At 26.1% G+C, this 25,124-nt stretch carries 22 protein-coding genes and 1 pseudogene; 3 read left to right on the top strand and 20 right to left on the bottom strand.

Going from position 1 to position 25,124, the window contains the following annotated elements:
• Positions 1–209: 209 nt before the first annotated feature.
• The 11 genes from RGC78_RS04825 to RGC78_RS04780 form a co-directional block, all read right to left on the bottom strand.
• Positions 210–1,334, bottom strand: coding sequence for a hypothetical protein (locus RGC78_RS04825; protein WP_309556143.1), 1,125 nt, complete (start codon positions 1,332–1,334; stop codon positions 210–212).
• A gap of 246 nt (positions 1,335–1,580) precedes the next feature.
• Positions 1,581–2,261: a ferric reductase-like transmembrane domain-containing protein gene (locus tag RGC78_RS04820; RefSeq protein ID WP_309556141.1), complete on the bottom strand. Its 681-nt coding sequence runs from the start codon at positions 2,259–2,261 to the stop codon at positions 1,581–1,583.
• A gap of 225 nt (positions 2,262–2,486) precedes the next feature.
• A complete protein-coding gene (gene uhpT, locus RGC78_RS04815; protein WP_309556140.1) occupies positions 2,487–3,905 on the bottom strand; it encodes a hexose-6-phosphate:phosphate antiporter UhpT in 1,419 nt (472 codons plus the stop codon).
• Between the two features lie 226 nt (positions 3,906–4,131).
• Positions 4,132–5,181 (bottom strand): ABC transporter substrate-binding protein, encoded by a 1,050-nt coding sequence (locus tag RGC78_RS04810; RefSeq protein WP_252213025.1) that lies wholly within the window; start codon positions 5,179–5,181, stop codon positions 4,132–4,134.
• Between the two features lie 31 nt (positions 5,182–5,212).
• Positions 5,213–6,046 carry a DUF3919 family protein gene (locus RGC78_RS04805; RefSeq protein ID WP_252213027.1) on the bottom strand — a complete coding sequence of 278 codons (834 nt, stop codon included), beginning with the start codon at positions 6,044–6,046 and terminating at the stop codon, positions 5,213–5,215.
• A gap of 90 nt (positions 6,047–6,136) precedes the next feature.
• Positions 6,137–7,558 carry a sensor histidine kinase gene (locus RGC78_RS04800; protein WP_252213029.1) on the bottom strand — a complete coding sequence of 474 codons (1,422 nt, stop codon included), beginning with the start codon at positions 7,556–7,558 and terminating at the stop codon, positions 6,137–6,139.
• A 35-nt stretch (positions 7,559–7,593) separates the two neighbouring features.
• Positions 7,594–8,283, bottom strand: a complete 690-nt coding sequence (locus RGC78_RS04795; RefSeq protein ID WP_252213031.1) for a response regulator transcription factor — start codon at positions 8,281–8,283, stop codon at positions 7,594–7,596.
• A 177-nt stretch (positions 8,284–8,460) separates the two neighbouring features.
• Complete coding sequence (locus tag RGC78_RS16165) at positions 8,461–8,535, bottom strand: zinc-ribbon domain containing protein (RefSeq protein ID WP_350339621.1); 75 nt, start codon at positions 8,533–8,535, stop codon at positions 8,461–8,463.
• 90 nt (positions 8,536–8,625) lie between these two features.
• The gene (locus RGC78_RS04790; protein WP_252213033.1) at positions 8,626–9,420 is read right to left on the bottom strand and encodes a hypothetical protein; all 795 of its coding nucleotides are present in this window, start codon (positions 9,418–9,420) and stop codon (positions 8,626–8,628) included.
• A gap of 16 nt (positions 9,421–9,436) precedes the next feature.
• Complete coding sequence (locus RGC78_RS04785) at positions 9,437–10,426, bottom strand: anti sigma factor C-terminal domain-containing protein (protein ID WP_309556139.1); 990 nt, start codon at positions 10,424–10,426, stop codon at positions 9,437–9,439.
• Positions 10,410–10,925, bottom strand: coding sequence for an RNA polymerase sigma factor (locus RGC78_RS04780; RefSeq protein WP_309556138.1), 516 nt, complete (start codon positions 10,923–10,925; stop codon positions 10,410–10,412). Before RGC78_RS04780 ends, RGC78_RS04785 begins: the two co-directional genes overlap by 17 nt.
• Before the next feature lie 300 nt (positions 10,926–11,225).
• Here RGC78_RS04780 and RGC78_RS04775 point away from each other — a divergent pair, with 300 nt between their 5' ends.
• Positions 11,226–12,575: a DUF4317 domain-containing protein gene (locus RGC78_RS04775; protein WP_252213036.1), complete on the top strand. Its 1,350-nt coding sequence runs from the start codon at positions 11,226–11,228 to the stop codon at positions 12,573–12,575.
• Between the two features lie 149 nt (positions 12,576–12,724).
• Here RGC78_RS04775 and RGC78_RS04770 read toward each other — a convergent pair whose 3' ends face one another.
• From RGC78_RS04770 to RGC78_RS04760, 3 genes are all read right to left on the bottom strand, one after another.
• Entirely contained in the window at positions 12,725–13,546 is an 822-nt protein-coding gene (locus tag RGC78_RS04770) for a hypothetical protein (protein WP_252213037.1), read from the bottom strand.
• Positions 13,547–13,680: 134 nt separating this feature from the next.
• A complete protein-coding gene (locus RGC78_RS04765; protein WP_252213038.1) occupies positions 13,681–14,595 on the bottom strand; it encodes an AEC family transporter in 915 nt (304 codons plus the stop codon).
• Positions 14,596–14,619: 24 nt separating this feature from the next.
• A complete protein-coding gene (locus RGC78_RS04760) occupies positions 14,620–15,198 on the bottom strand; it encodes a TetR/AcrR family transcriptional regulator (RefSeq protein ID WP_252213039.1) in 579 nt (192 codons plus the stop codon).
• A 135-nt stretch (positions 15,199–15,333) separates the two neighbouring features.
• Between RGC78_RS04760 and RGC78_RS04755 the strand changes: the two genes are divergently transcribed.
• Entirely contained in the window at positions 15,334–16,176 is an 843-nt protein-coding gene (locus tag RGC78_RS04755) for a DegV family protein (RefSeq protein ID WP_252226795.1), read from the top strand.
• Positions 16,177–16,402: 226 nt separating this feature from the next.
• Here the strand turns inward: RGC78_RS04755 and RGC78_RS04750 are convergent, their stop codons facing one another.
• The gene (locus RGC78_RS04750) at positions 16,403–17,299 is read right to left on the bottom strand and encodes a LysR family transcriptional regulator (RefSeq protein ID WP_309556135.1); all 897 of its coding nucleotides are present in this window, start codon (positions 17,297–17,299) and stop codon (positions 16,403–16,405) included.
• Between the two features lie 133 nt (positions 17,300–17,432).
• Between RGC78_RS04750 and RGC78_RS04745 the strand changes: the two genes are divergently transcribed.
• The gene (locus tag RGC78_RS04745) at positions 17,433–18,050 is read left to right on the top strand and encodes a histidine phosphatase family protein (RefSeq protein WP_309556134.1); all 618 of its coding nucleotides are present in this window, start codon (positions 17,433–17,435) and stop codon (positions 18,048–18,050) included.
• A 234-nt stretch (positions 18,051–18,284) separates the two neighbouring features.
• Here RGC78_RS04745 and sstT read toward each other — a convergent pair whose 3' ends face one another.
• From sstT to RGC78_RS04720, 5 genes and pseudogenes are all read right to left on the bottom strand, one after another.
• Positions 18,285–19,499: a serine/threonine transporter SstT gene (gene sstT, locus RGC78_RS04740; RefSeq protein ID WP_252226799.1), complete on the bottom strand. Its 1,215-nt coding sequence runs from the start codon at positions 19,497–19,499 to the stop codon at positions 18,285–18,287.
• A 232-nt stretch (positions 19,500–19,731) separates the two neighbouring features.
• Positions 19,732–21,171, bottom strand: a complete 1,440-nt coding sequence (locus RGC78_RS04735; RefSeq protein ID WP_309556133.1) for an FAD-dependent oxidoreductase — start codon at positions 21,169–21,171, stop codon at positions 19,732–19,734.
• A gap of 288 nt (positions 21,172–21,459) precedes the next feature.
• Positions 21,460–22,875: an acetate--CoA ligase family protein gene (locus RGC78_RS04730; protein WP_309556132.1), complete on the bottom strand. Its 1,416-nt coding sequence runs from the start codon at positions 22,873–22,875 to the stop codon at positions 21,460–21,462.
• Entirely contained in the window at positions 22,876–24,090 is a 1,215-nt protein-coding gene (locus RGC78_RS04725; protein WP_309556131.1) for an AsnC family transcriptional regulator, read from the bottom strand.
• Between the two features lie 456 nt (positions 24,091–24,546).
• Positions 24,547–25,124, bottom strand: a pseudogene (locus tag RGC78_RS04720) (hypothetical protein); the annotation flags it as partial.

The raw sequence follows: 25,124 nt of genomic DNA, 5'->3' as shown, positions 1-25,124 counted from the left end.
TAAAAATTTCTCAATAAATTTTTGTGTTTAAATAAAAAATCGCAAAAATAAAATGCTTTTCTAACAACTTATTTCGTCATTAAAAAAACATTTATTATACTATATTTTTACTATTGTTAATATTTTTTCCTAGTACAATATTAACATTGGATATTGCTCCTAAAATACATTTTAAATTCATATACATTTGTTATACAAAATATATGTACTTAATTAATACTTTTTTCTTCAAGAGTATATATTTTTTCATATAAGATATCTATCTGGGAATTTAATTTATCAGCTTCTTTTTGTTCTTGAGTTGATAATTCGTCTTTGTCGTTATATATTTTATCTAGTTTATCTTCTATTTCATATACATCATTGTATATTTTTAATAATGTATCTTTTTCATCAGATGTTAGATTCGTATACTTTTCTATGGCTTCTTTATCACAGTGAATTCGTACTTTTTTATTTAAGTCCTTAATTGAATTGCGTGTATTATTAAGTTTCTCTTTAAGTTCTGTTAATTCTTTGCTACTTGGGTTATTTTCTTGTGAATTTAGAACATAAAATTCATCTATCTTTAAATTTATATAATCCATTTCATTATAAGCATTTAATAATTTATCTCTTTCTTCTTGTGTTAAAAATGTATGTTCTTTTATTATTTTCTCATTTGTATCTATATTGATTTTTTGCTTTATATCTTTAATTTTGTTTTCTAAAACATTAATTTTATCATCATATTCTTTTAATTTTCCTTCTTCTTGTGAATTCAATTCATCAAATGTATTACCATTAAATAATTCATTTCTTTCTTCGTATATGTCATCAAATTGATTATATGTTTCTAATAGAAGATTTTTTTCATCTTGTGATAAAAATGCATAACTCTCAACTAACTCTTTGTTATTATATATACTAATTTTTTTATTTATATCTTTAGTATTCTTTTGCAAATTATATATTTCTTTCTCATATGCTATTATCTTAGATTTATTTTCCGAACTTAATATTTCTTGCCCCTCATAAATCTTATCAATTTTACTATAGATATCTTCTTCTTGCTTATTAGTATTTATTAGAATATCTTTTTCATTTTTTGATAAAAAGATATATTCATTTATCATAGATTCATAACTATAATTTTCTTCATTACCATTTTCATATATAGAAACATCATTATTATTTTTTGAAGTAGTAACTTGTTCATTATTATTTTCATGTAATGCAGCAACTTTATCTGCTGATAATTTAAAGTTAGTTGTTGAAGCAAAAGCCGAGCTAGGCATTATAGCTATGGATGCAACTAAAATTAATGTTGATATTTTAGTTTTATTTTTTATCACAGAAACATCTCCTTATTTATGCAATTATTTTTACAATTTAATATTTTATACACAATAACATTATATAGTATAATAATCACAATTATCCCTAATAGTATATTAATATTATAAAAAGTTAGAAGCATCCAACTAAAAGTGGATGTTACTAACTTTGTATAAAATATTATAGTGATACCATTTTCTTAAGCAATCAAAACTATTTTCTCTATTTAATTCTATAATCACACTACTTTTATATAGTATAAATTAATATTTAAATTTATCCCACTGCTTTTTCTCTCTAACAATCTTTAAAATAAAGTATCCTACAAATAAAACTGTATATGTAATTAATTTAACCCAATCTAACTTATTGTTTAACAACGCTAATACTATATGTATATAAGCTATAAAATAGAATGGATAAGCTAATCTTTGAAGTTTCTTCCATTCCTTATAACTCATTTTAGCTCTAACTCTTTTTAATGATGTTATAAATAAAGGAATCATTATACAAAATCCTATAAGTCCAATAAGTAAATATACTATATAAAAAATTGTTATTGGTTTTCCAACTATTAATTTATTTATAAATCTAACTGCATACATTACACAATGTGGAATAATAAGTATTGAACCTAAAATAGCAATTTCAGCTCTAACACTCAATAATTTTTTAGTAATATTCCATTTTTTATTTAAAGCACCAGCAAACATAACAAGTACAAAAAATGAAATAGAAACATTTCCCTTCATAAATGCTTTTTCTAGATTTCCCATAAAGCCCTCTAACTTTAAGCTATTTGTTAATCTAAATATTTCATAAACCATAACAAGACCAGCTATACTTGAAGCTAGTCCATAAAATACCTTTGAATATTTTCGAATAAGATGTGAAAATATTAATGTTAATACTGTGACTAATACTAAAGAATAAATTAAATACATTACTGCCCCTCCTATTAAATGATATGCATTATCATTTTCAATAATGTTAATATATTTTCTTTATTAAGTCAACATTAAAAACTATATATATTTATTAATTAAAAGTACTAAAATAAAAATATGCAGTTGATTATAAAAAACAACTGCATAAAACAAAATTTTGTTATTCAAAAATTATTTATTTATAAATTTATCTTTCTTATATTATTGAATACTATTTATATATTATGCTACTAATTCCTCTACTTCTTTTTCAATTTTATTTAAGCTTCTTATCTTCTTTTCTTCACCATAAGCAACAACTAATAAAAGACAAATTCCAATTATAAGTGCACCATAGAATATAATAAATACATCATTCCATCCGTGAAGGCACATTCCACCAATATTTACACCTGATGATTTAGGATCAGCTATTTTAGCTAGCATAACTTTAGCTGTAGAATCTCCAAATAAATATCCAAAAGTACCACTTAAACCATTTGCAACAGCAATTGCTTTTTTAGGAGCAAATCCCACAAGAGATACACCTATTAATAATTGTGGTCCAAATATTAATGCACCAAGAGCGCATAGTGAAACATTTACCATTGTAACGCTTGTAGCATATCTATATCCTAAAACTGCAAATCCAGTAAGTATTAAACAGAATACTGCAACTATTGCTCTTCTTCCTTTTAATAAGTCAGATATAAATCCCCAACTAAGACTACCAATAAGTGCACCTGTTTCAAAATAGAATATTGTATTAACTGCATCACCCATTGCAAAATGTAATTGTTCAGTAACGTATAAAGGAGCCCAATTATCTATTCCTATACGAACTATATAAACGAAAACATTTGCTACACATAAGACCCAAATCCATGGATTTTTTAAAACATATTTTTTAAACACTTCAAATTTACTCATGTTATTTAATTCAGCACTATTTTCAGCTTTAACTTCACCAAATATTTCTTCTGCAGAATTCCAACCTAACTCTTCTGGCTCATCTTTTCCTACAAATAACATTGTAAAACCAATAACAGCTGCTATTATTGATGGAACAATAAACATTCCTGCCACATTACCATGGAAAAATTTATTTGCTCCCCATAATGCTAACATTCCTGCTAATGCTCCCCCTATATTATGAGACATATTCCAAAATCCTAAATATCTACCTCTTTTATTAGTAGGGGTCCATCTAGTAATTGTTGAATAAGCACTTGGTCCACCTGGTGCTTGGAAAAATCCACTTAATCCCCATAATATTAATACAGCTCCAGTACATTTATTTCCTGATATTAGTATAAGACCGATTACAAAGACCATTGTTGCAGACATCATAAGTAAAAATGACACTATACGCTTTGCATTTTTACCATCAATAAAATATCCTAACAATGTTTTACCAAGTGCATAAGTTATAGAAAATCCAAAACCTATATATCCAAGTTCAGATGTTGTAAAACCTAATTGTTCTTTTAAAAGTGGTTGTCCAGCTTTAAGATTATTTCTAATTAAATACATAGAAGCATACACAGAAAATACAACTAAGAATGCTTTTAAGAATTCCTTTAACCACATCTTTCTTTGATCTTCAATTGATACTGTAGCTTCTTTTTTATTAATACTAAAAAAACTTGTCAATTTATTCATATCTATCCTCCAAATTACCTTAATATAATAAATACTTCTTAAAAATATTTATCTTTTAATTTTATTTGCATTAAAATTTATCCCCCAAATAATAAATTTTAATGTTTTAAGTTCTAAATACTAGAAATTGAAAGTTGTTTAATTATTAATTTAAAAAGTTAAAGTATTAATTGTCATTACGTTATTTCAAAAAAGTTTAAATTTAAATATTCCCTTATTTATAAATTTACGCTTTAAAACTATTCCACATCTTAATTAACCACTCTCTGTCTTCACTAGCTTTTTTGAAATCATAATTATCATACATATTTACTTCACAATTTTGTTCATAATCATCATCTTTTATATCTTTTCTTGTAGATTTACCTTGAGAGATATTTATTATCATTTCCTCACTCTCTTTGGTTGTACAAAAGTCTATAAAGTATTTGCCAACGTCTTCATTTGGACCATTTTTTATTTTTGAAATTGCATCTATATTCCAGCCAGTTTTTTTAGGGATATTAGTTATTACATTAAATCCAGAATTTTTAACTAACAATTGATCTGCTATAAAATTTGTACCTATTAAATATTCTCCAGTTGCAACTTTCTGTGCTGGAATATATCCATTAGATGTAAATTGTCCTACATTTGATTTCAATTCTTTTAAAAATTCTATAGCTTTTTCTTTACCCATATTTTGTACAATTGATGCTATAATAGTATATCCTGTTCCTGATATATTAGGATCTGGTATTATAATCTCACCTTTATACATTGGATTAAGTAAATCCTCATACTTTTCTGGCATTTTTAATCCCTTATCTGCAAATTCTTTATCCCATCTATCCTTGTTCACAATAATAGATAAAAAATTAACTTCTAAACCTGTCCAATATCCATCTTTATCTTTATATACATTTTGTATGCTATCGTAATTTTTGCATATATATTTTTCTGAAAGTTGCTCCTTTTTCATTAGATTATGAGCATCACAAGTTCCACCTATAAATATATCTGCTTTAGGATATTTTTTTTCACATCTAATTCGCTCTAATGCCTCTTGCGTAGACATTCTTATATATTCGTATGTACATCCTGTTTTTTCCTTAAACATTTCTAAAAGTGTTCTACCAACTTCATCTCTAGATGCTACATAAACAACTATATGCTTTCCTTCCAGATTTAAATATCCATCTTTATAAATTACTTTTGAACTTTTTTTATTACAAGCAATAAGGTTAAAAGACACACATATGATTACAATAAAGCAAATAAATTTTTTAATATTCATTACTAACTCCCCTCTCTAATGCTGATGATTTTTAAATATTTTTCTCTAATATATCTTCGCATATCCCTTTAAGGTCTCCCTTAAAATATGTGTGTTGTCCATTTTCATCTCCCATATATTGAACAACAAATATTCCGTCCATATATACATCCATATTTACAATATTGCAGCTTTTAACTTTTATTGAAGTATCTTCTTTATCATAAATATAAATTTTTATATGCGATAAAGCTTCCTTCTTTTCCTTTGTTAAAGCTTTAATTCCATCATCACTATCAAGTTTAGTTGAATTACTTATTAAATTTTTTAACTTTTCTTTATCTAAATCATTCAATTCTTTTACTTTATTAGAATCACTAATAACTATTCTATTTCTAGTATTTATGAGATTAGCTATATTAGAAGTTGAATATAAGTAACCTAGCAAATCATTTTTCAATCTATTTATTAATGGTAATTTATTGTTATCATGATACATGCGATTATTTAAAATAAGAACATCGCTTATTTTAAATTTATCTTTCATACCATTTAAATAGTAAACATTTGCATCAATGCTTATATTAGTCCCTTCTGTAATATAGTTTTCCTCTTCCGAAAAATCATTCATAATCTCACCTATGGAATTCCATATCATTTGTATAGAATTCTCATCTTCAAAAACATAACCACCCCATTTGTCATTAGAAATTTCAATTTTTATAGGTATAGACATATTTATCTTATTTACAACATCATCTTTATCACTTATTATTTTGACTCTGTTATATAAAAATCTATAATTTAAACTTGTCATTATAATGCAAATTATAATTATAGTAGTGTATATGCCTATAATCTTAGCCTTTAAGCTAATTTTCTTCACTTATGTTTCCTCCCATATAATAAAAATTTAACATCTCATAAACATTTCACTCATGTTTCGTAAATGTAACATTCATTATTTTTCATAATACTAATTACTTTTAAATATAATTTCTACAGATGTACTTTCTCCTAGGTTACTTTTAATTTTTATATCTCCATCTTGCTTTTTCATTATTTCTTTACATATGCAAAGACCTAATCCATTTCCATTGTTGTTAATAGAATTTAAATTATTCACCCTATAAGTAGGCTCAAAAAGTTTAGGTATATTTTCTTTAGCTATACCTATACCATCATCTATGATATTTAAAATTATTTTTTTATTCTCAACTTGCAATTTTATTTTTATCTTTCTACATTCACTGTATTTTATAGCGTTATCTAATACATTTAAAATAACTTGCTTGGTCTTGTCTCTATCTATTAAAGCTTCAATATCAAATGTATTTTTAATTATTTCTATTTCATATTTTTTTATTCTCGGATTAATAATAACTAAAACTTCTTCTATGACTTCTTTTAAATTATTTTTCTTTTTATCTATCTCAAACTCGCTTTTTCCTAGTTTTGATAAGTCAAGAAGTTCTTCTACTAGCTTTAAAAGCCTTATTCCTTCTTCCTTCATATAAACTAAACTTTCATCTATATCATTTTGATTTTTTAATTTAGGTATAATCTCAGAATATCCTATTATTGCTGTTAATGGAGTCTTAAACTCATGCGTCACATTATCTAAAAAACTCTTTTGTTTTTGTTTTTCCTCTTTTAAACTTTCAACATAATTTTTTATACTCTCAGACATTACATTAAAAGTTTGTGCTAGATCTTCAATTTCATCTCCACTTCTAATTTTTATTCTATTATCATATTCTCCTTTGGTAACTTTTTGAGAAACTATCTTTAATTTTTTTATAGGTCCAACTATTTTTTCTGAAAGAAGCTTACTTAAAAGCCATGATATAAGAATTGATGTACATGCTAATATGCCCATAATTATAAACATATCATTTATAAGTTTTTCGCTACTATCTAAAGGATATATATATCTTACACATCCTAATGTTGTATCTTTTAAATATATAGGACTTGAAAATAATACATAAATGTTTCCATCAATTTTTTTAACAACATAGGCCTTATTTCCCTTTATAGCATTAGTTATATCCTCATCAAAAAAAGTAACGCTATTAGAAACAGAATCAGTCATTATGTCACCATTCTTATCATAAATTTGAATCCTATAATTTAATTTTTTAGATAGATATATATTAATTAGTGGAGCTTTATGCTCAAAATTTCTTTCAATATCGTCCACCTTATCTTTTTCAATGTAATTTGATATGTATACTTGAGTGTTGTAACTCTCCTTTGTTAATAAATCAATATTACTTTTTATTACGTTATTATATAAATTATTTATTATTGTTATATATATAAATATTATTATTGGAATTAATATCCCCATATTCATGAGAATTATCTTAGTTTTTATGTTAAAATTCAGTCGCATTAAAAATGCATCCTCCTAATGTCTTATTTATAAAATTAAATAGTCTCTTCTTTAAATTCTAATTTGTATCCTACTCCATAAACGGTTTTTAATTTATTTGAATACTTGCCCATCTTTTTTCTAACTCTTTGTATTAGAATATCAACTGCTCTTGTATTAACATCGTACTCATCACCCCATACTCTCTCTAAAAGGTTTTCTCTAGTAAAAACTTTATTGTGATTTTCCATCATAAGTAGCAGTGTATCAAACTCTTTATAAGTCATAAAAATTTCTTCTTCCTCTATGAAAACTTTTCTTTCATCTTTTAGAATCTTTAATTTTTCAATCTTTATTTCATTATTATTTTTTGAGCTTGGCTTTTTTGTAATCCTCTTTGTTACTGCTTTTATTCTTAAAATAAGTTCTGCGCTATTAAATGGTTTTATTATATAATCATCTGCACCCAACTGAAGACCTAAAAGTTTATCATTCATTTGACTTTTTGCAGTAAGCATTATAACTGGAACTTCACTATCTATTTCTTGAAATTTCTTTATAACGTCATGTCCACTTATATCTGGTAACATTAAATCTAATATAACAAGTTCTGGTTTTTCAGTTTCAAATTTTGAAATTGCATCTGCTCCAGTCATACTTATAATAGGTTCATATCCTTCTACCTCTAAATTCAATCTAATTAAATTAACTATACTTTTTTCATCATCTACTACTAATATTCTCATAAAATAACCACCTTCAATAATCGTTTAAATAATATTTAATTGATAATTATTTATTTAATTCCATACCAGATTAAAATGTTATCACTTTATTTTACATATTTCAACTTTATTAAATTTAACTCTATAGAAATATACAAAAGGTTGTAGTTTAAACTACAACCTCACAACACTCTAAAATTATTTTCTATTTTGTTCTTTTTTATCTTTTCTACAAGATACACATCTTGTTGGCTCGTTAGTTAATCTATTTATTTTTCACAAGCATAAGCATAAGTTCAAATTCTTTTAAAGTAAGATTAATTATTTATATACTAAACTCTTTTTCTTAAAATAAAAGTAAATTCAAATTTCCCGAGACAAATATAAAACGCCTTTATAACATGATTTATATAATAATCCCACTCCTAATATCATTAATATTAAATTATATAATATTATATTAATTCCATTTTGGGTATTGCTTTCTGTTAAATTGAATAATTTTACCACATTAAAATCAATTACACTATTTAAAAACCACATCTCAAAAAAGATTCCAGTAAGTATTACATAAAATATAGGGAATATATATGCTGTAAGTTTTGTCCCAGTTATTGTTGTAATTCCAAATACAAATGTTGAAAAAGTAACTGAAGATATTAATGTTCCTAAAAGTATTATAATAATATATAATATTTTTGAGCTTTCATACACACCTATAAATCCACTTATTACGAAAGCACCATTTGTCATTCCATCTCTAATATTATTTAATCCATATTTTATAATAAGATATAAAATGCAAATACCATAGCTTATTGCAAATATTATAAAATTTATTAAGACATTTACTATTAATTTAACTTTAAAATAAGTTTTTATATCTATAATTTCCAATAACTTATTTATAAATCCTGATTCTTTATCATTAATTATTGAGGTAGAATAAATTATTCCTGCTATAATCGGTCCTATAAATCCTATATATGAAAATTCACTAAGTCTTATAAAATAATCTACTCCATCTAATTCTTGACATGGAAATTTTATTTCTTCTAAATAAGGTATCATAAATACTGATAAAATTATTAGAATAGAACTGATTGTTCTCCAAGAAAATATATTCTTTTTAAATTCTAATTTTAAATATTTTTTCATATATATATCTCCTTTATTAATATTTATCTGCTACTGCACCTAGTGTAGCTGCTTTAATATAAGTTTTATCTTTTAAGGCTTTTAATGATTTACTATCACCACTTACAACTACTCCTATTATCTTTAAATCTTCTTTATTAATCTCACCTTTTCCATTACTTAAATTATCAAATAATTCTTTATACTCATTACTATAATTGTTGTCTTTTCCTTCATTAATAGCATCTATAAAATTCTTTTCAGGATTATCAATTGAATCTCCTTGGTTGTCTAAAGCTTTTATACCATATACATAATATTCATTAAATATTAACTTATCTGAAAAATAGTAATCATTTTCAGAAAAAGTATCTACCCAATACCAATTTAAAGTGATATCACTAGGAAGCATATTCTTTACTTCTTCAAGACTATAACTTTTATCAAAAGATAATGATATCTCCATTAATTTATCACTACCTATTTCATCAATATTTTCTAAATCATTTATATAATTTTCATATTTTATTGATGGATGATAAAATTTCATTACCTTTTTTCCTACTTTATTATAAGCTTCATTTGAATCTCTTGATGATTTACTAACTCTATCAAATAAATATTGTCCCATATAACCATAAACTCCATTTATTAAAGGTATATATGTATAAGACTCCTTATAATTTCCATCAATTATAGGCTTATTTTTTAAAAATCTATATCTAACATAGTCTATTTCACCAATCATAATTCTGTCATCAATTTGTATACTCCCTATATAAGCATTTGGCATAGCTACATCAAATAAAGTTCTTAAACTATCCTCTTCTTTATTATTCATAACATTCAAAATAGCGCCATTAGATATAAATAATACAAAACTTACTATAATAAACATCATTAAACTTATTATTATAGTCCTTACTATTGAAAATATCTTAGCTCTTTTAACTGCGTTATTAAAATTAGGTTTTTCTTTCATTTCAAACAGTTCTTTTAATTTTTCTTCATCACTCTTTATATCCATACTTGTTCCTCCATAACTTTTTAAATTTTTCTCTTGCTCTAAAAAGATAAGTTTTAACTGTATTTTCGTTTATTCCCAAAAGTTCCGCTATTTCTTTATAAGATAAACCCATGTCATATTTAAAGAACAATAGATTCTTATGAACGTCACTAATAGAATTTAGAATTTCATTAATTTCTTTCTTTCTTTCTAAATCCAATATAAACTCCTCAACTAAATTGTTTTCTACCAATCTTTCTTTAAAAACTTCTTCATCAATACTTAAATAAATATGTCTATTATTTTTTCTGCACAAGTCATAGTATTTATTAATTGCTACCTTAAAAAGCCATGATGAAACTTTATTAGTCTGTATACCATCAATGTATTTTAATGCTGTATAAAAAGTATCTTGTACTATATCTTCAGCATTATCTTTACTACAACCAAGCTTAACTAAATACTTATATATTATAATCATCTTTTTTTGAAACATCTCATTTATTAATTCATTGTTCATCATTTCCTCCTTCCATAAAATAATTTAGTTATCAGCTTAGATTTTGATACTTCTGTTATTATGACGTTTTAACTGCAAATATGTATACATTTATTTTACATTAAATGATAAATATCAATCTGTTAAGTTATTATAAATTGTTTTTTATATATTAAATTCTCAAATAGCAGAATTTAATACTATTGCTCAATCTTCAACTTTAATTTCCTAAAGAATTAAAATTCTTTAATTAATCTAAGAAAAATACTATACTTAATAATGATGATATATTAATTAAAGACTAGATTGAGGGGTTTATATATGAGAAAAAAAGATATACTTGAGTTAAAAAGACGTTTTAAAAAAGATCATTGCACCTTCACTAAAATGTGTGGTTGTTATGTTAATGGAGAAAAGCATATTATTTTAAAATTTAGAGAAACTTTTCTAAATTTAGATGAGGACGAATACTTTAAATATTTAGAAATTGCAAGAAAAGTACTTTCTGGAACTATTGGCAATAATATTTTAGAATTAAACTTTCCCATTAATGAAAATTTTATAAATGAAAAACAAATTTCTCTTATGCAGCTTAAAAACAGTCAATTAAAGGATGATTCTCTTCTTGATGCTTTTTATCAATCTATTATAGATAGCTATGATTACACTGGTAACTTTTTAATACTTATTTTTCATGATGCTTATGATATTATTACTAAAACTACTGATAATGCAAAGCTAGATGAATCTGAAGAAGTATATGAATATTTGCTATGTGCAATATGTCCTGTTTCACTTTCAAAACCAGGTCTTAGATACTTTGAAGAAGAAAATAAAATTAAAGCTAGGCTAAGAGATTGGGTAGTTGATGCTCCAACTAATGGTTTTGTATTTCCTGCTTTTATTGATCGTAGTTCAGATGTTAACTCTATTATGTATTACACAAAAAATGCTAAAGATACACATACTGAATTAATGGAAAATGCCTTAGGTTGTTCTTCAAAACAAACCGCTACTATACAAAAAGAAACTTTTCAAACAATTATTAAGGATTCTATAGGAGCTGATGAAAAAAAATCTGATAAGATCTTTATGGAGATACAAGAAAACCTAAATTCTATGGTAGATGAACATAATTCCATATATGATGATACCGATTGTGATCCTATAACATTAACAAAAAAGGAGATACAAAACCTTTTAATAGAAAGTGGAGTGCCTGAAGAAATTACTAATAAAATTGAAAAATCATATGTAGAAAATTTTGGTGATGACCTTCCTATAGCAGAAAATTTAATTGATTCAAAAATACTTAAGGCAAATGCTCAAATAAAGAAAGAAAAGCATCTTAAAAAACAAGTGGAAATTTTACAAAACAGATTAGAACAAGCTAAACAAGAAACTGCTATAGATAATGAAAACTCTTCTTCTAAAGATATTAATGATGACAACGTAGTTTTAGAAGAAGCTTTAAAAAACAATTTAGAAGAAACTCAGGACACAAATTCAGAATATAATAACTCTGAAACTAACTATGATGTTATACTTCATGTAAAACCTGAAAAAGTACCTCAAATAAAATCACAAATAATCGATGGTCAAAAATGTATAGTTATTCCAATTAATGAGAATGAACAAACTACAGTTAATGGGCTAGATGATTTGATTTAAGTTATCCTGTTGTACTAAAAAACCTAATCTTGGTTATATATCTTACACAAGATTAGGTTTTTCATTAATAAATTTTGCTTTAATTACTATATACTTATCTTTTATGCTACAAATTTAAAAATGATATTTATATGTGATTAATTTGAATATTAAACATCATTATTAGAAATTTGTCTAGGCCATGAAAGTAACGTCTTCCTTGATATTTTCAGTTGTTTTTCATTTGGGAAATTCAAATCACAGAAATAATTATGATAATTAGCAGTCCATACATATTTATCCCATACTATTATATCTTTTTTATGTAATTCTAACATTTCTTCAATTTTTAATTTATGCCTAAGAAGTAACTCTATTTGCACTTTTTCAAACTCATATTCATTATTGCATTCTGTATAATATTTAAATATAGTGTTCAAATAATTTAAAAACCATTGGCCATCACTATCAATAAGTATTTTATTCTGCTGTGGAGCAACATCATAATAATTAATATACTTTTGCAATCTATTGACTGTTTTATAATCTAATACAATTCTTGGATAGCAAGCCAATTCACTTTCTGTATTATGAGCATCTAAAAGAGCTGGTCCAAACACAATATCTTCATTTATATAAAACTCACCTACACTTACACCCCCTCTAACAAAAAGGCCCTCTAAAGATAAGTTGAATTGATATTCTGATACATTGTCTAATATTTCATCTAACTCTTCTTCTCCATCATCTTTTATAGGATACCCAACAATCATATTATCAGTATATATCTTTATTTTACCTTGACTATACTTATTAGGAATTATACATTGTTTGTTCTTATTTATAAGGTAACTAATTTCTTTAAGCAATTTGTTACCATATCCATCCTTACACGAATTTACTATCATTTGCGAAAAACCTAATATATCTATAGCACATACTATAGAATTAACAAGCTTTGGGTTGTCTTGATCATATCTTTGCATATTCATTCCAACACATCCTTAAATATATTACTTATATTTTAACATTTAAAATAAGCTGTTGTGAATATGTTAAATAGAAATATTAGTAACCTCAGTTGCCTAAGTAAATAGATGAATGTCAATAGAACTTGAAGTTTTATTTAAATATGTAAAACTAAAAGCATTGTTGTCATGACTATGATACTTAAAATAATAGAACATGAATTCATAGCACTAGCAAGTCCAATATCACCCTTACATTTTTCAGTGAATGCAATTGAAATTGCTGAAATCGGTGCAAATACTATAAGTGCTAATACTTGACGTACCTCTAATGAAAATGGTAAAAAATTTAGAAATACAAATGCAATTATTCCTGATATTCCAAACCTAATAATAAGATTTCTTAAAATTTTTCCAAGCTGATTTTTATTAAGATTTAATTCTAATCCAATCCCAATCATAAGCATTGCTAAAAATCCATTTGCTGCTCCTACTGTATCACTAAACATTATAATTGATTTTGGAAGTAATATATTAAATGATGATATTATAAGCATAATAATATATGTATTTAAAGGTATTGAAGAAAATATATTTTTTATAAATTTCTTCACAGTAGTTTTTCCATCAGTTTTTGCAACTGCTGATGCCATACTATATGTTCCACCAGTACAAAGGAGTGAGTTACCTGCATCAAATAAACATGTAGCTACTACCCCAATAGGTCCTAAAAAATTCTGTACATATGGCATTGCAAAACATCCTATATTGTATCCTGAAAAATTTATCATATTAAATGCTTTTTCATTATTATCATTTCTCCAAGCAACTAAATAGCCTGTCCCTATCATAATAAAATTACATATTATTCCAATTATAACCAAAAATAAAAGTGTCATGTCCATTTCAAGTTTATTAAAATTGCTTATAACTGCACAAGGCAGTGTAATATTAAGTACTATTTTTGATACAACTTTAAAATCACTTAATTTAAAAAATCCTATTCTTTTTAATAAATATCCTAGAACTATAATTAATATAAATACTCCTGCTTTTATTAATACTGCGCTCACTATACCACTTCTTTCCTTAAAAGTTCATTTTTCTTTCATACTTTCTGTATTTAATCCTTTAATATGATAAAAATTCAAAATAATATTTGTCATTTCTTTAGGAGTTTTTTCTGCATCATCCTCAATCCATCTTTTTAGTACAAACCATAATCCCCCTGCTGTAAAATGATTAAAATAACTATTTTCTGATACAAAAGTTAATTTTTTTAATTCTTCATTTGTTGCCATTGAATTTAAATATTTTAAATGTAAATCAAGCAATATTAAATATACATTATTATCTATTAGCTTTTTTAAAAACTCTTTATTTTTATACCAATATTCAAAATATGTAATAAGTAAATCATTTAATGTTACTTCCTTTTTAGCTGAAATTATTTTTATGAACTCATTGTACAATCCATCAACGTGATATTCTAATATAGCTTCCTTTGTTGCAAAATTTCTATAAATTGTTTGCCTTGCTAAATCCACATTTTCTGCGATTTCTTTTAAAGTAATCTGATTATAAGGTTTTTTTTCCATTAATTCGATTAATGAATTTACAATCCATTTTTTTGATCTTAAAGTTATAGGATTAACTTTTTCTTTAAATTGACTCATTTGTAACCTCCATTCTTATTTGTACCATTTATTACATATTATTGACTTCATACTTTACAATATTATATGATGAATACATAAGTGTTACAAGTGTACCTTTTGTAACATGAATAACATTTTTGTGAGGTGAACTCTATGAATAAAATAGCTGTTGTTGTAGATAGTACTGCTGTAATTGATAAAAAATTATTTGAAAATAATAACAATTTATATTCACTACCACTACAACTAATAATTGATGATAACTCTTTTAAGGACGGAATAGATATAACTCCAAGCGAATTCTGTTCTAAAATGAATGAATGTATCCATCTTCCAACTACTTCACAGCCCTCTATTGGAGATGTTTTTAAACTTTTTGAAGAAATAGTAGATAAATATGATTACATTATATATATTACAATTAGTTCTAAATTAAGTGGTACATTTCAAACTGGAATAGTAGCTAAAAATCAAATTTCAAATGATAAAATAATTGTTTTTGATTCTCTTTATACATCAACTATTCAAAAACAGATGACAATCACAACGTTAGAATTAATTAAAAATGGAAGTTCTATTGAAGATATTTTTAAAAACCTGGAGTATATAAGAGCAAATTCAAAAATTTATTTAGTTGTAGATAATTTATCTCATTTACACAGAACTGGAAGAATATCTTTGTCTGCTGCATCTTTTGGGAAGTTACTAAATATAAAGCCAATCTTATCTTTTGAAGAAGGTAAAATAGTATTAAAAAACAAAGTAAGAACCATGAATAAAGTATATAATAATTTAATTGAATTAATAAAAAATGAAAATTTAACTTTGAATTCAAAAATTATTATTGCTCATGCAGATGGTTACGATTCTGCATTAAAATTAAAAGAAAAAGTATTAGAAATATATCCTAAACATACAATATTGATTGAGGAATTGTCACCTGTAATAAGTGTACATACGGGCGCTAGAAGTTTTGGAATATCATGGATATACTAATATCATGTTAATTTTGATATTAGAAAAAAGTTGTCTAAAATTTTAATTTTGGACAACCTTTTATTTATTAGACAATCCAATTATTCTATTGCAAAAAGAATCCTTAAGTTCTATCTTTATAAGTGACCTTTTTTCATCATTATTCCACCAATAATCAGAAATAAAAGCAACTCCAAATCCATAAATAATCCCTTACGCTTTATAATTCATATCAGCATTATAGCCCTTAATCCGATAAACAATCTGCTTTAATAATAGACATAAAATTCTTAACTAAAGATGAGATTTCTTCATTCTTACGTACACAAATAACAATTTCATTTTTAAGATTGATATGATCTACATAAATTCTTGATAATTTTCCCATATTAACAAATTCTTTAACTGCTATTGAAGAACAAAAACTCACGCCATAACCAGATGTAGAAGCCATAAGTGTTTCATGCAATCCATTAAATTCAATTGCTATTTTAGGTAGTCCAATACCATAGGTATAGCAAAGAGATTCCAAAAGTACTCTTGCATGGCTTCCTTTTTCCCTCATTATAAATGATTCCAACATAATATCAGCTAAACTAACTTTTTTATTGGCATATTTGTGATTAGGAGAAGCTACAAACCATAAATCATCATCCTTTATTTTGGTAACATTAATTTTATCTATATACTTCATTGCGCCACCTCCTAAAATTGCCACATCTACCTGATATGAAATAAGATAATTAATAGCATCTTCAGTATTCATAGTGTTAATTTCAATATTTATATCTTCATTTTCTTGTTTTAAACTGGCTACCCACATAGGTATCAAAAAATTAGTTGAAAGATAATTACCTGTTATTTTCAAAGTACCATTTTTCCCTTGTTTATAATTTTTTATTAATGTCTCTATTCTATCTTCTATTTTAAAAATCAAGCCGGCTTCTTTTGCCAATTGCTCACCTATTTCACTTAAACAAATACCTCTACCTTGCGGCAAAAATAATGTTATCTCATTTTCTTTTTCAAATTTTTTGATCTGTGATGTAATTGCTGGTTGACTAATTTTTAGTTGCTCCGATGCAACTGTTACGCTTCCTGTTTTAGCCACTGTATAAAATAATCTTAATCCATGTAAATTCATATTTTGTCTCCATTCATACATTTTATTTATGAATCATATAATAACATATATTATACATATAAGTATTTTCCCGTTATACTCTTATTATAAATTATTGTCGGCATTACTTATAATAAATATTTAGGAGGAAAATATGGGACAAACTATTATATATTTTATTAGACATGGTCAAACAGAGTGGAATCTAGAAACACGAATGCAAGGACATAGAGATTCTCCTCTAACAAAACTCGGTATGACTCAAGCCCAAAAATTACATGATAGACTTGTTAAAGAAAAAATCGATTTAATATACTCTAGTGAAAGCAAACGTGCTTATGATACAGCTAAAATTATCAAAGGTAATCGAAATATCCCTATTCATACAAAAAAGGAACTGAGAGAAATTCATATGGGCGAATGGGAGGGCATGAAACAGATAGATATCATTAATAAATATTCTCAACCTTGGAGTGACTTTTGGAATAACCCTATACTATATGTTCCAACTGGGGAAGGTGAATCCTATGAAAAATTTAAAAATAGAGTTATACCTACAATTGAAAATATTATTAATTTAAATCAAGGTAAAAATGTGGCCATTGTAACACATCGAATTACTTTAAAAGTTATCATGTCATATTTTAAGAATCAAAATATATGTGATATTGGTAATAATTCAGATATAGAACCAGCTAGTCTTTCCAAGATATGTATTGATGATGGGATATCTAAAATATTATTGTATGGCGATATATCTCATTATAAATAATAAAAAATATAAGCTAGACTAAAATAACCAACGACAACACTTGCATTAGTATTGTGAACTGCCCCTGTCAAGTAGACAGGGGGCAGTTCATCGTGGTTGGTTTCATTGTTGATGTCAGGCATATAAAATTATTAAACTATTTATAATAACCTAACATAAAAAACTCTCACCTGTATATTTAATACAAGTAAGAGTTCTACTAAAATAAACTTTTATTAGTTGACTAAACTATTATTATGATTTTAACTTATGTTTTTGTACAAAGTCAGCTACTGCAGTGTAAAGTACATCTGTTGAAGAATTAAGTGCAGTTTCACAAGAATCTTGTATAACTCCAATTATAAATCCAACACCAACTACCTGCATAGCAATATCATTTGGAATACCAAATAAACTACAAGCAAGTGGTACTAATAATAATGATCCTCCTGCTACTCCTGAAGTTCCACATGCACTGACAGCTGATAATAAAGTAAGTATTATAGTAGTTCCAATATCTACTGTTATACCTAGAGTATTAGTTGCAGCAAGTGCTAATACTGATATAGTTATAGCAGCGCCTCCCATATTTATAGTTGCTCCAAGCGGTATAGAAATTGAATATGTATCTTCGTTTAGTCCAAGCTCCTTACATAATTTCATATTTACAGGTATATTAGCCGCTGAACTACGAGTGAAAAATGCTGTAATCCCACTATCTTTTAAGCATTTAATAACAAGGGGATATGGATTTTTACGTATTGCTATAAAAGTTATTATTGGGTTTATCACTAAAGCAAAAAATGCCATACATCCAACTAATACTAATATCAATTGTCCGTATTTAAGTAATGATTCTATCCCTTGCTTAGATATGCTATCAAATACAAGTCCCATTATTCCAAATGGAGCTAAATTAATTATCCATCTTACTACTTGTGATATAGCATCTGAAATATTTACTATAACTTCCTTAGAACCTTCATTAGCATTTTTTAGAGCAAGACCTAAAATTACTGCCCAAAATAATATTCCTATATAATTAGCATTAGAAAGTGCATTAACTGGATTAGATACTATACTCATTAATAAATTATTTAATACTTCTCCTACTCCACTTGGTGGTGTTAAGTTTTCTACACTTGTTGTAAGAACTAATTTAACAGGGAATAGAAAACTACCAATAACTCCAACTACTCCTGCTGAAAGTGTTCCTAAAAGATATAATAATATAACTGACTTCATATTAGTCTTTTTACCTTCTTTATACTGAGAAAGTGCAGCCATTACTAAGAAAAATACTAATAATGGAGCTATTGCCTTTAATGCACCTACAAATAATGATCCCAATATTGATATTGGCGCCCCTAAATTTGGAATTGTTAATGCAATTATTATTCCTAATATTAGACCTAATATTATTCTTTTAACTAAACTTATATTATTCCATTTCTCTATTAATCTTTTCATTTTGCCCCCTTATATTTGTCATATTGTTAAAAAACATAATAAAACAATATCATAATATTGTTTTTTCCGCAATAAAAATAATATCATAATGTTGTTTTTTCACAATAAAAATAATATTAACTAAATATTTTAATCATTCTTATACTTTCCCATTTACAACATAATTAACAATTTTTCAATTTCAAGTCTCTATGCTATTTTTTATACTATGCTAACTTATGATTATGCTTATTTAATCATCTACAAGTCCTTTAGTTGCAGGACTTCCTAATAATCGTCCTTTATAATCAAATCTTGATCCATGACATGGACAATCCCATGTTAATTCATCTGCATTCCAATGAAGTTGGCATCCTAAGTGAGCACATTTTGTTGATACAATAAATTCTTTTCCTTCATTATTTTTGTAAACTCCGACCTTATCTCCATTATATTCAACAATTCCAGCATGCCCATTTTTAATATGTTCTATAGTGCTGCTTGGAATATATATTTTTTGTGCAATAAAGTTCTTAGCTGTTTCGCTTATATCTTTAGCAATATTATTTATTGATAATGATAAATCAAATCTTTTGGGAGAAAATATTTCTGAAAAATCATTTTCTTTTCCTAATATCATATCTGATATTATCATAGCTGACACCATAGAACTTGTCATTCCCCATTTATTAAATCCTGTGGCAACATATATATTAGGGGTTTCATCAGAATATTTGCCTATGTAAGGTATTCCATCCACAGTCATACAATCTTGAGCTGACCAATGATACTTTTCTTTTGAATTTGGGTATAATTCTTTTGCAACTTTTCTTAACTCATCATAGCTTCCACCATTTTCATTTTCTCCTGTTCTCTGTTTTATACCTCCTAATAATAGTAAGCCTTTATATGTTCTAAAAGAATATCCACCTTTATCAACATCTATGTACATACCATCAATATCATTCACATTTTCTAATGCTATAACATAGGATCTTTCTTGATGCATTTTCATAAAATAATATCCAGGTGCATTCATTATTGGATAATGTGTTGCTACCACTATATTATTTGCAGTTATATTTCCTCTATTTGTAATTACCAAATTTTCTTTAATTTCCAATGCCCTAGTATTTTCATAGATAATTAAATCCTTTGAAATGTCTTTTAAGAATTTAAGTGGATTAAATTGTGCTTGATTATTAAATTTAATAGCTCCTTTAATTTCAAAAGGAAGATTAGCTTTTTCTACAAACTCTGAGTTAATCCCTAACCTGTTAGACGCTTCTACTTCTTCTTTAAGATTATCTATTTCATTTAGAGAATATACATATGCTGGCTTCTCTTCAAAGTCACATTCTATTTTTCTTTCTTCAATAATTTCTTTATACTTTTTTATAGCAAATTCATTTGCCATTGCGTATTGCCTAGCATTTTCTTCTCCAAATTCAGATATTAATTTATCGTAAATTAAATCATGTTGAGATGTTATCTTTGCAGTAGTATTTTTTGTATTTCCGCTTGCTATTTCATCTGCATCAATTAAAACTACATCTTTACCATTTTGCTTTAACATATATGCTGTTAATATTCCTGATATTCCTGCTCCAATAATTAAAATATCAGTTTTTATATTTTTATTTAAAACTTCTCTTCTTCTAAATTTACAACTTTCACTCCATACCGATTTCATAAAATCACCTCATTTTTAATATTCCATTTTTAAAAAAATATATACAATTATGTATTTTAATGAATATACCTAAAAGTTCATAAAATATATTTATAACTCAAAAAAATAGTAGTCCACATGAAACTACTATTTCTTATCATAACAATAATTTTACTTTCTCTAACTAAAATTATTCTTTCAACTTCATTTATTAAGATGGAACTGTACTCATTTTAGTGTTCCTAAATTCAATTTATTAGTTCACTTTGCTTATGCATATATTAACACTCTACAAAAGCAGTATCTACATTAAATATCCCCTTTAATTTTTCCATATTTCCATAATGCCAACATAGCATTTACTGATTGTTCTGCTGTTGGATATGCTGGTATTCCATGATCTCTTAACTTCATTATTGCTCTATGACACTCTTCTCCACCTTGACATTCCATAATAAATGGTTTATTTAAATGCTTATATGTCTCATGAAGTTCTATTACAATATCAACTACAGCATCAACATCTGTTACTGCTGTTGGACAAATTGATCCTAAAACGCCATTTACATTTGGATCTCTCATAGCTTGTGTAAATGCACCTTTATATTGTATTGGAGATGCTGTTCCTGAAATATCTACTGGATTTAATGGTGATCCAAACATAGGCATATAAGCCTTAATTCTTTCTCCAAGCCCTGGTGATATTTCCTTTAATTCTTTAAGTGGCATTCCACATCTTTCAAAATGGTCACAACTTAATAATCCAGATCCTCCCCCATTAGTTATCATAACAACGTTTTCACCTTTTAATGAAGGCTCACTTCCAAGTGCTAAAGAAATATCTAGAAATTCTTGCCATGTTGTTGCTCTTATTGCACCTGCTTCTTCAAATATCTCATCGTAATACGCATCATCAGTTCCTTCATTTTCAGATGCAGTATGTGCAAAGGCGGCTTTAACTCCTATCTTAGATCCACCAACTTTTATTGTAACTATTGGTTTTTTATGATTAAACTTCTTACATACATCTATAAATGCTTCTGGACTATCTAGCCCTTCAATATATACAGATAGACATTTAGTATTTTCATCTATTCCTGCATAACTTATAAATTCACAAAAATCTACATCAGCTTTATTACCAAGACCAACAAAGAAGCTCATTCCAAAGTGGTCACTTTGAGAGGTTCCAAGCGCTGCTAAAAGGTTAGCACCTGATTGTGAAATCATAGCCACTGGCCCCTTGATTGGTAAGTAAGGTATGAATCCACAATTAAAATTCAAATAAGGACTTCCCATTCCAACAAGATTTGGACCTATCAATGGAAGTTCATTATCTCTACAATATTGAGTTAATTCATTTTGAAGCTCTCCTCTTCCAATTTCCTTAAATGCACTAGTTGCTATAACAACTATTTTAACTTTCTTCTCAACGCATTGTTTAAGTATCATTTTTACAATATGAGCTGGAACTGCTATAAAAACTAAATCTATTTCATCTGGAATATCAATTACTCTCTTATAAGCTTTTAAGTTACATACATAATCAGCTCTAGGATTTACTGGATATATTTTGCCTTTATATCCCCAATTATTTAGTCCTTGAATTACCTTATATCCAACTTTAGTATCATATCTACTAGCACCTACAACAGCTATTGATTTAGGATTCAACGCATACTTTAAGTTATTAACTACATAATCACGAGCAAATTCAACCTTCATTTATTTTCCCTCCCTTACACTATTACAGCATCTTACTGTATTATACTGTGTTCTATCTTGAAGGAAATCATCTGTAAATACACATTCTTCCCAATATCCATTTTCATCATCTAAACGACATACCCATCTTCTATATTGCCTTTTAGTATCAGCTTCTTTAATTTCTTCAATTTCTCCATATCCATCTAATATATCTCTTATTTTATCTAAATCAGTTAATTCATTATAAGCAGTAACCATTATGTCATATAAAGAATCACTAAATTCTAATACATTATTTAATTCTGATATTTCTGATAATTCATCAACAATTTCAGCCTTTCTGGCACTAGGTATTATTTGGAATAACCTTATCAAGTACATCTTCATGCTTAAACCTAAAGCTCTAAAGTTTAAATAAATCATTGGAAGTATTATTCTCTTATCATCAACTATTTTAATCAAATCTTTTTTCATAGTTTCACTATCTAATCCTGATAACTGTGCTAAAACATCATAATCTAACATATCACCAATTGATTCTGTACTATTTATAGCATCTATTATTGCAAAATCTATTTCATCTATTTTATCTTGAACTTCAAATAATTTTTTTATCTGATCTTTTCCCCATACATGTTTTCTATATCCATCACCTTTAGCATCCCACATATTCACATTTGATTCTCTTACGTCTCTTCTTATAGGACATAAATGTACGTAGTCAACATATTCATTTTCCTTCCATGGAGCTATTACATCACTCAATAAATTATCCAATACTCTCATATGATTTCCATTAAAGAAATCAAATTCACCATCTGTTTCATAGCCTGTACATATGTCATCTTTATCTTGGAACCATTTAGAAAGAACTGCCTTTTGTTCCTTAGTAGTACCTTCTTTTAGTTTAACTACCCAATAATAAAGCCCCCAACCATAAACTTGGGTAGCTGGATTCATAACAAACATAATCAAATGCTCATCATACATTCTTCTAATTCTCTTTTTTATTTCTTCTTTCTCTACTTTAGTTACCTCTGAGATATAATTTAAATTAAAAACTTCAGGATATATTTGATAGCATGACTTAGCAATATTATAAGCACTCATTTCTGCACTATCTAAAGGTACAGTACCATTTTCAGTAAATCCAATTCCTCTAGGTCTAAAAAAGTAATTGTCCATCCAACCTTGTCTTTCTTCAGTGCCCAATTCATAATTTTTATCTGACATACCTTCAACTCCTTAAATTTTTATATTAATAAGTTAGTGTTTTATATTTAGAACACACAAAATAACTGAACTGTACTCATTTTAGAATTCCTAAGTTCAATTACTCCCCATGTTTTATTTATTCATATATAAAAATCATCATAAAGCATCACTTATTAATAATTTATATTATTTTTAATATTTTTTAGAAATATTAACTACATTACATACATATTACTAATAAAAAAAAGTATGCAGTTCTTTCGAAATGATTTTTAATTGTTTCTTAATTTATGCATTATATTTTGCATCAATTTATGAAAATAATATTAATATGCATAAAAAAAGGAATTCAATTCTTATTTAGATTGAATTCCTTTTTTTCATTTACCAATGTGTATCAAATGTATATCAAAATTGCTTTGATGCAACTCTTTCAATATTCATTACATTAAAAGCACAATTATAAATTTTAAACTAATTAGCTTTTTCTATTGCTTTCTCTGTAATAATTTCCTTTTGTTTTTCATCAAGTTTTTTATTTTCTTTTACTTCTTGTTTATTATCATCTTTATTAATTAAATCAACTTTTTCAACAGATGATTTTGTTGAATCTATATTTTCTTCTACACTTATTTTTTTATTATCTTGTTTTTCTGAATCTAATTTATCTGATAATTTTATATCATTTATATTTTCTTGTAAAATATTTGATTCTTCTTTTTTATTTATATCATCTACTTTTGAATTTGTTACTTCTTTAACTTTTTCTTCATTTTCCTTGTTTTCATTGGCTGTATTTTTTATTTTAGGTTCTTCCATTAAAATACTTCTAGCTTTCACAGCTTTAACTTTTAATGTATCTTCTAATACTTGTTTTATTTCTGATTTTGTTAAATTATTTTTCTTTTCTTTTTTAGCTGCTAATATTGCAGTTTTTACTGCCGATGCATTACTTGAATTTACTGTTTTTATTCCTAGTGTTTCATAATAACTTATAGTTGTAGTACCACTATTTATATAATTAAGCGCAGTTTTTATTGTATTTATATTTG

The organism is Clostridium aquiflavi, assembly GCF_031344075.1.
Taxonomy (GTDB): domain Bacteria; phylum Bacillota; class Clostridia; order Clostridiales; family Clostridiaceae; genus Clostridium; species Clostridium aquiflavi.
The sequence above is the reverse complement of the archived record's forward strand: the minus strand, read 5'-3'. Positions and strand labels throughout refer to the sequence as shown.

Coding starts and splice junctions, on each gene's coding strand:
- uhpT (WP_309556140.1), bottom strand. CDS start 3,905: ATGAATAAATTGACAAGTTTTTTTAGTATTAATAAAAAAGAAGCTACA.
- RGC78_RS04795 (WP_252213031.1), bottom strand. CDS start 8,283: ATGAGAATATTAGTAGTAGATGATGAAAAAAGTATAGTTAATTTAATT.
- RGC78_RS04775 (WP_252213036.1), top strand. CDS start 11,226: ATGAGAAAAAAAGATATACTTGAGTTAAAAAGACGTTTTAAAAAAGAT.
- RGC78_RS04770 (WP_252213037.1), bottom strand. CDS start 13,546: ATGAATATGCAAAGATATGATCAAGACAACCCAAAGCTTGTTAATTCT.
- RGC78_RS04790 (WP_252213033.1), bottom strand. CDS start 9,420: ATGAAAAAATATTTAAAATTAGAATTTAAAAAGAATATATTTTCTTGG.
- RGC78_RS04730 (WP_309556132.1), bottom strand. CDS start 22,875: ATGAAGGTTGAATTTGCTCGTGATTATGTAGTTAATAACTTAAAGTAT.
- RGC78_RS04785 (WP_309556139.1), bottom strand. CDS start 10,426: ATGGATATAAAGAGTGATGAAGAAAAATTAAAAGAACTGTTTGAAATG.
- RGC78_RS04760 (WP_252213039.1), bottom strand. CDS start 15,198: ATGAGTCAATTTAAAGAAAAAGTTAATCCTATAACTTTAAGATCAAAA.
- RGC78_RS04725 (WP_309556131.1), bottom strand. CDS start 24,090: ATGTCAGATAAAAATTATGAATTGGGCACTGAAGAAAGACAAGGTTGG.
- RGC78_RS04800 (WP_252213029.1), bottom strand. CDS start 7,558: ATGCGACTGAATTTTAACATAAAAACTAAGATAATTCTCATGAATATG.
- RGC78_RS04810 (WP_252213025.1), bottom strand. CDS start 5,181: ATGAATATTAAAAAATTTATTTGCTTTATTGTAATCATATGTGTGTCT.
- RGC78_RS04755 (WP_252226795.1), top strand. CDS start 15,334: ATGAATAAAATAGCTGTTGTTGTAGATAGTACTGCTGTAATTGATAAA.
- RGC78_RS04750 (WP_309556135.1), bottom strand. CDS start 17,299: ATGAATTTACATGGATTAAGATTATTTTATACAGTGGCTAAAACAGGA.
- RGC78_RS04735 (WP_309556133.1), bottom strand. CDS start 21,171: ATGAAATCGGTATGGAGTGAAAGTTGTAAATTTAGAAGAAGAGAAGTT.
- sstT (WP_252226799.1), bottom strand. CDS start 19,499: ATGAAAAGATTAATAGAGAAATGGAATAATATAAGTTTAGTTAAAAGA.
- RGC78_RS04780 (WP_309556138.1), bottom strand. CDS start 10,925: ATGAACAATGAATTAATAAATGAGATGTTTCAAAAAAAGATGATTATA.
- RGC78_RS04745 (WP_309556134.1), top strand. CDS start 17,433: ATGGGACAAACTATTATATATTTTATTAGACATGGTCAAACAGAGTGG.
- RGC78_RS04820 (WP_309556141.1), bottom strand. CDS start 2,261: ATGTATTTAATTTATTCTTTAGTATTAGTCACAGTATTAACATTAATA.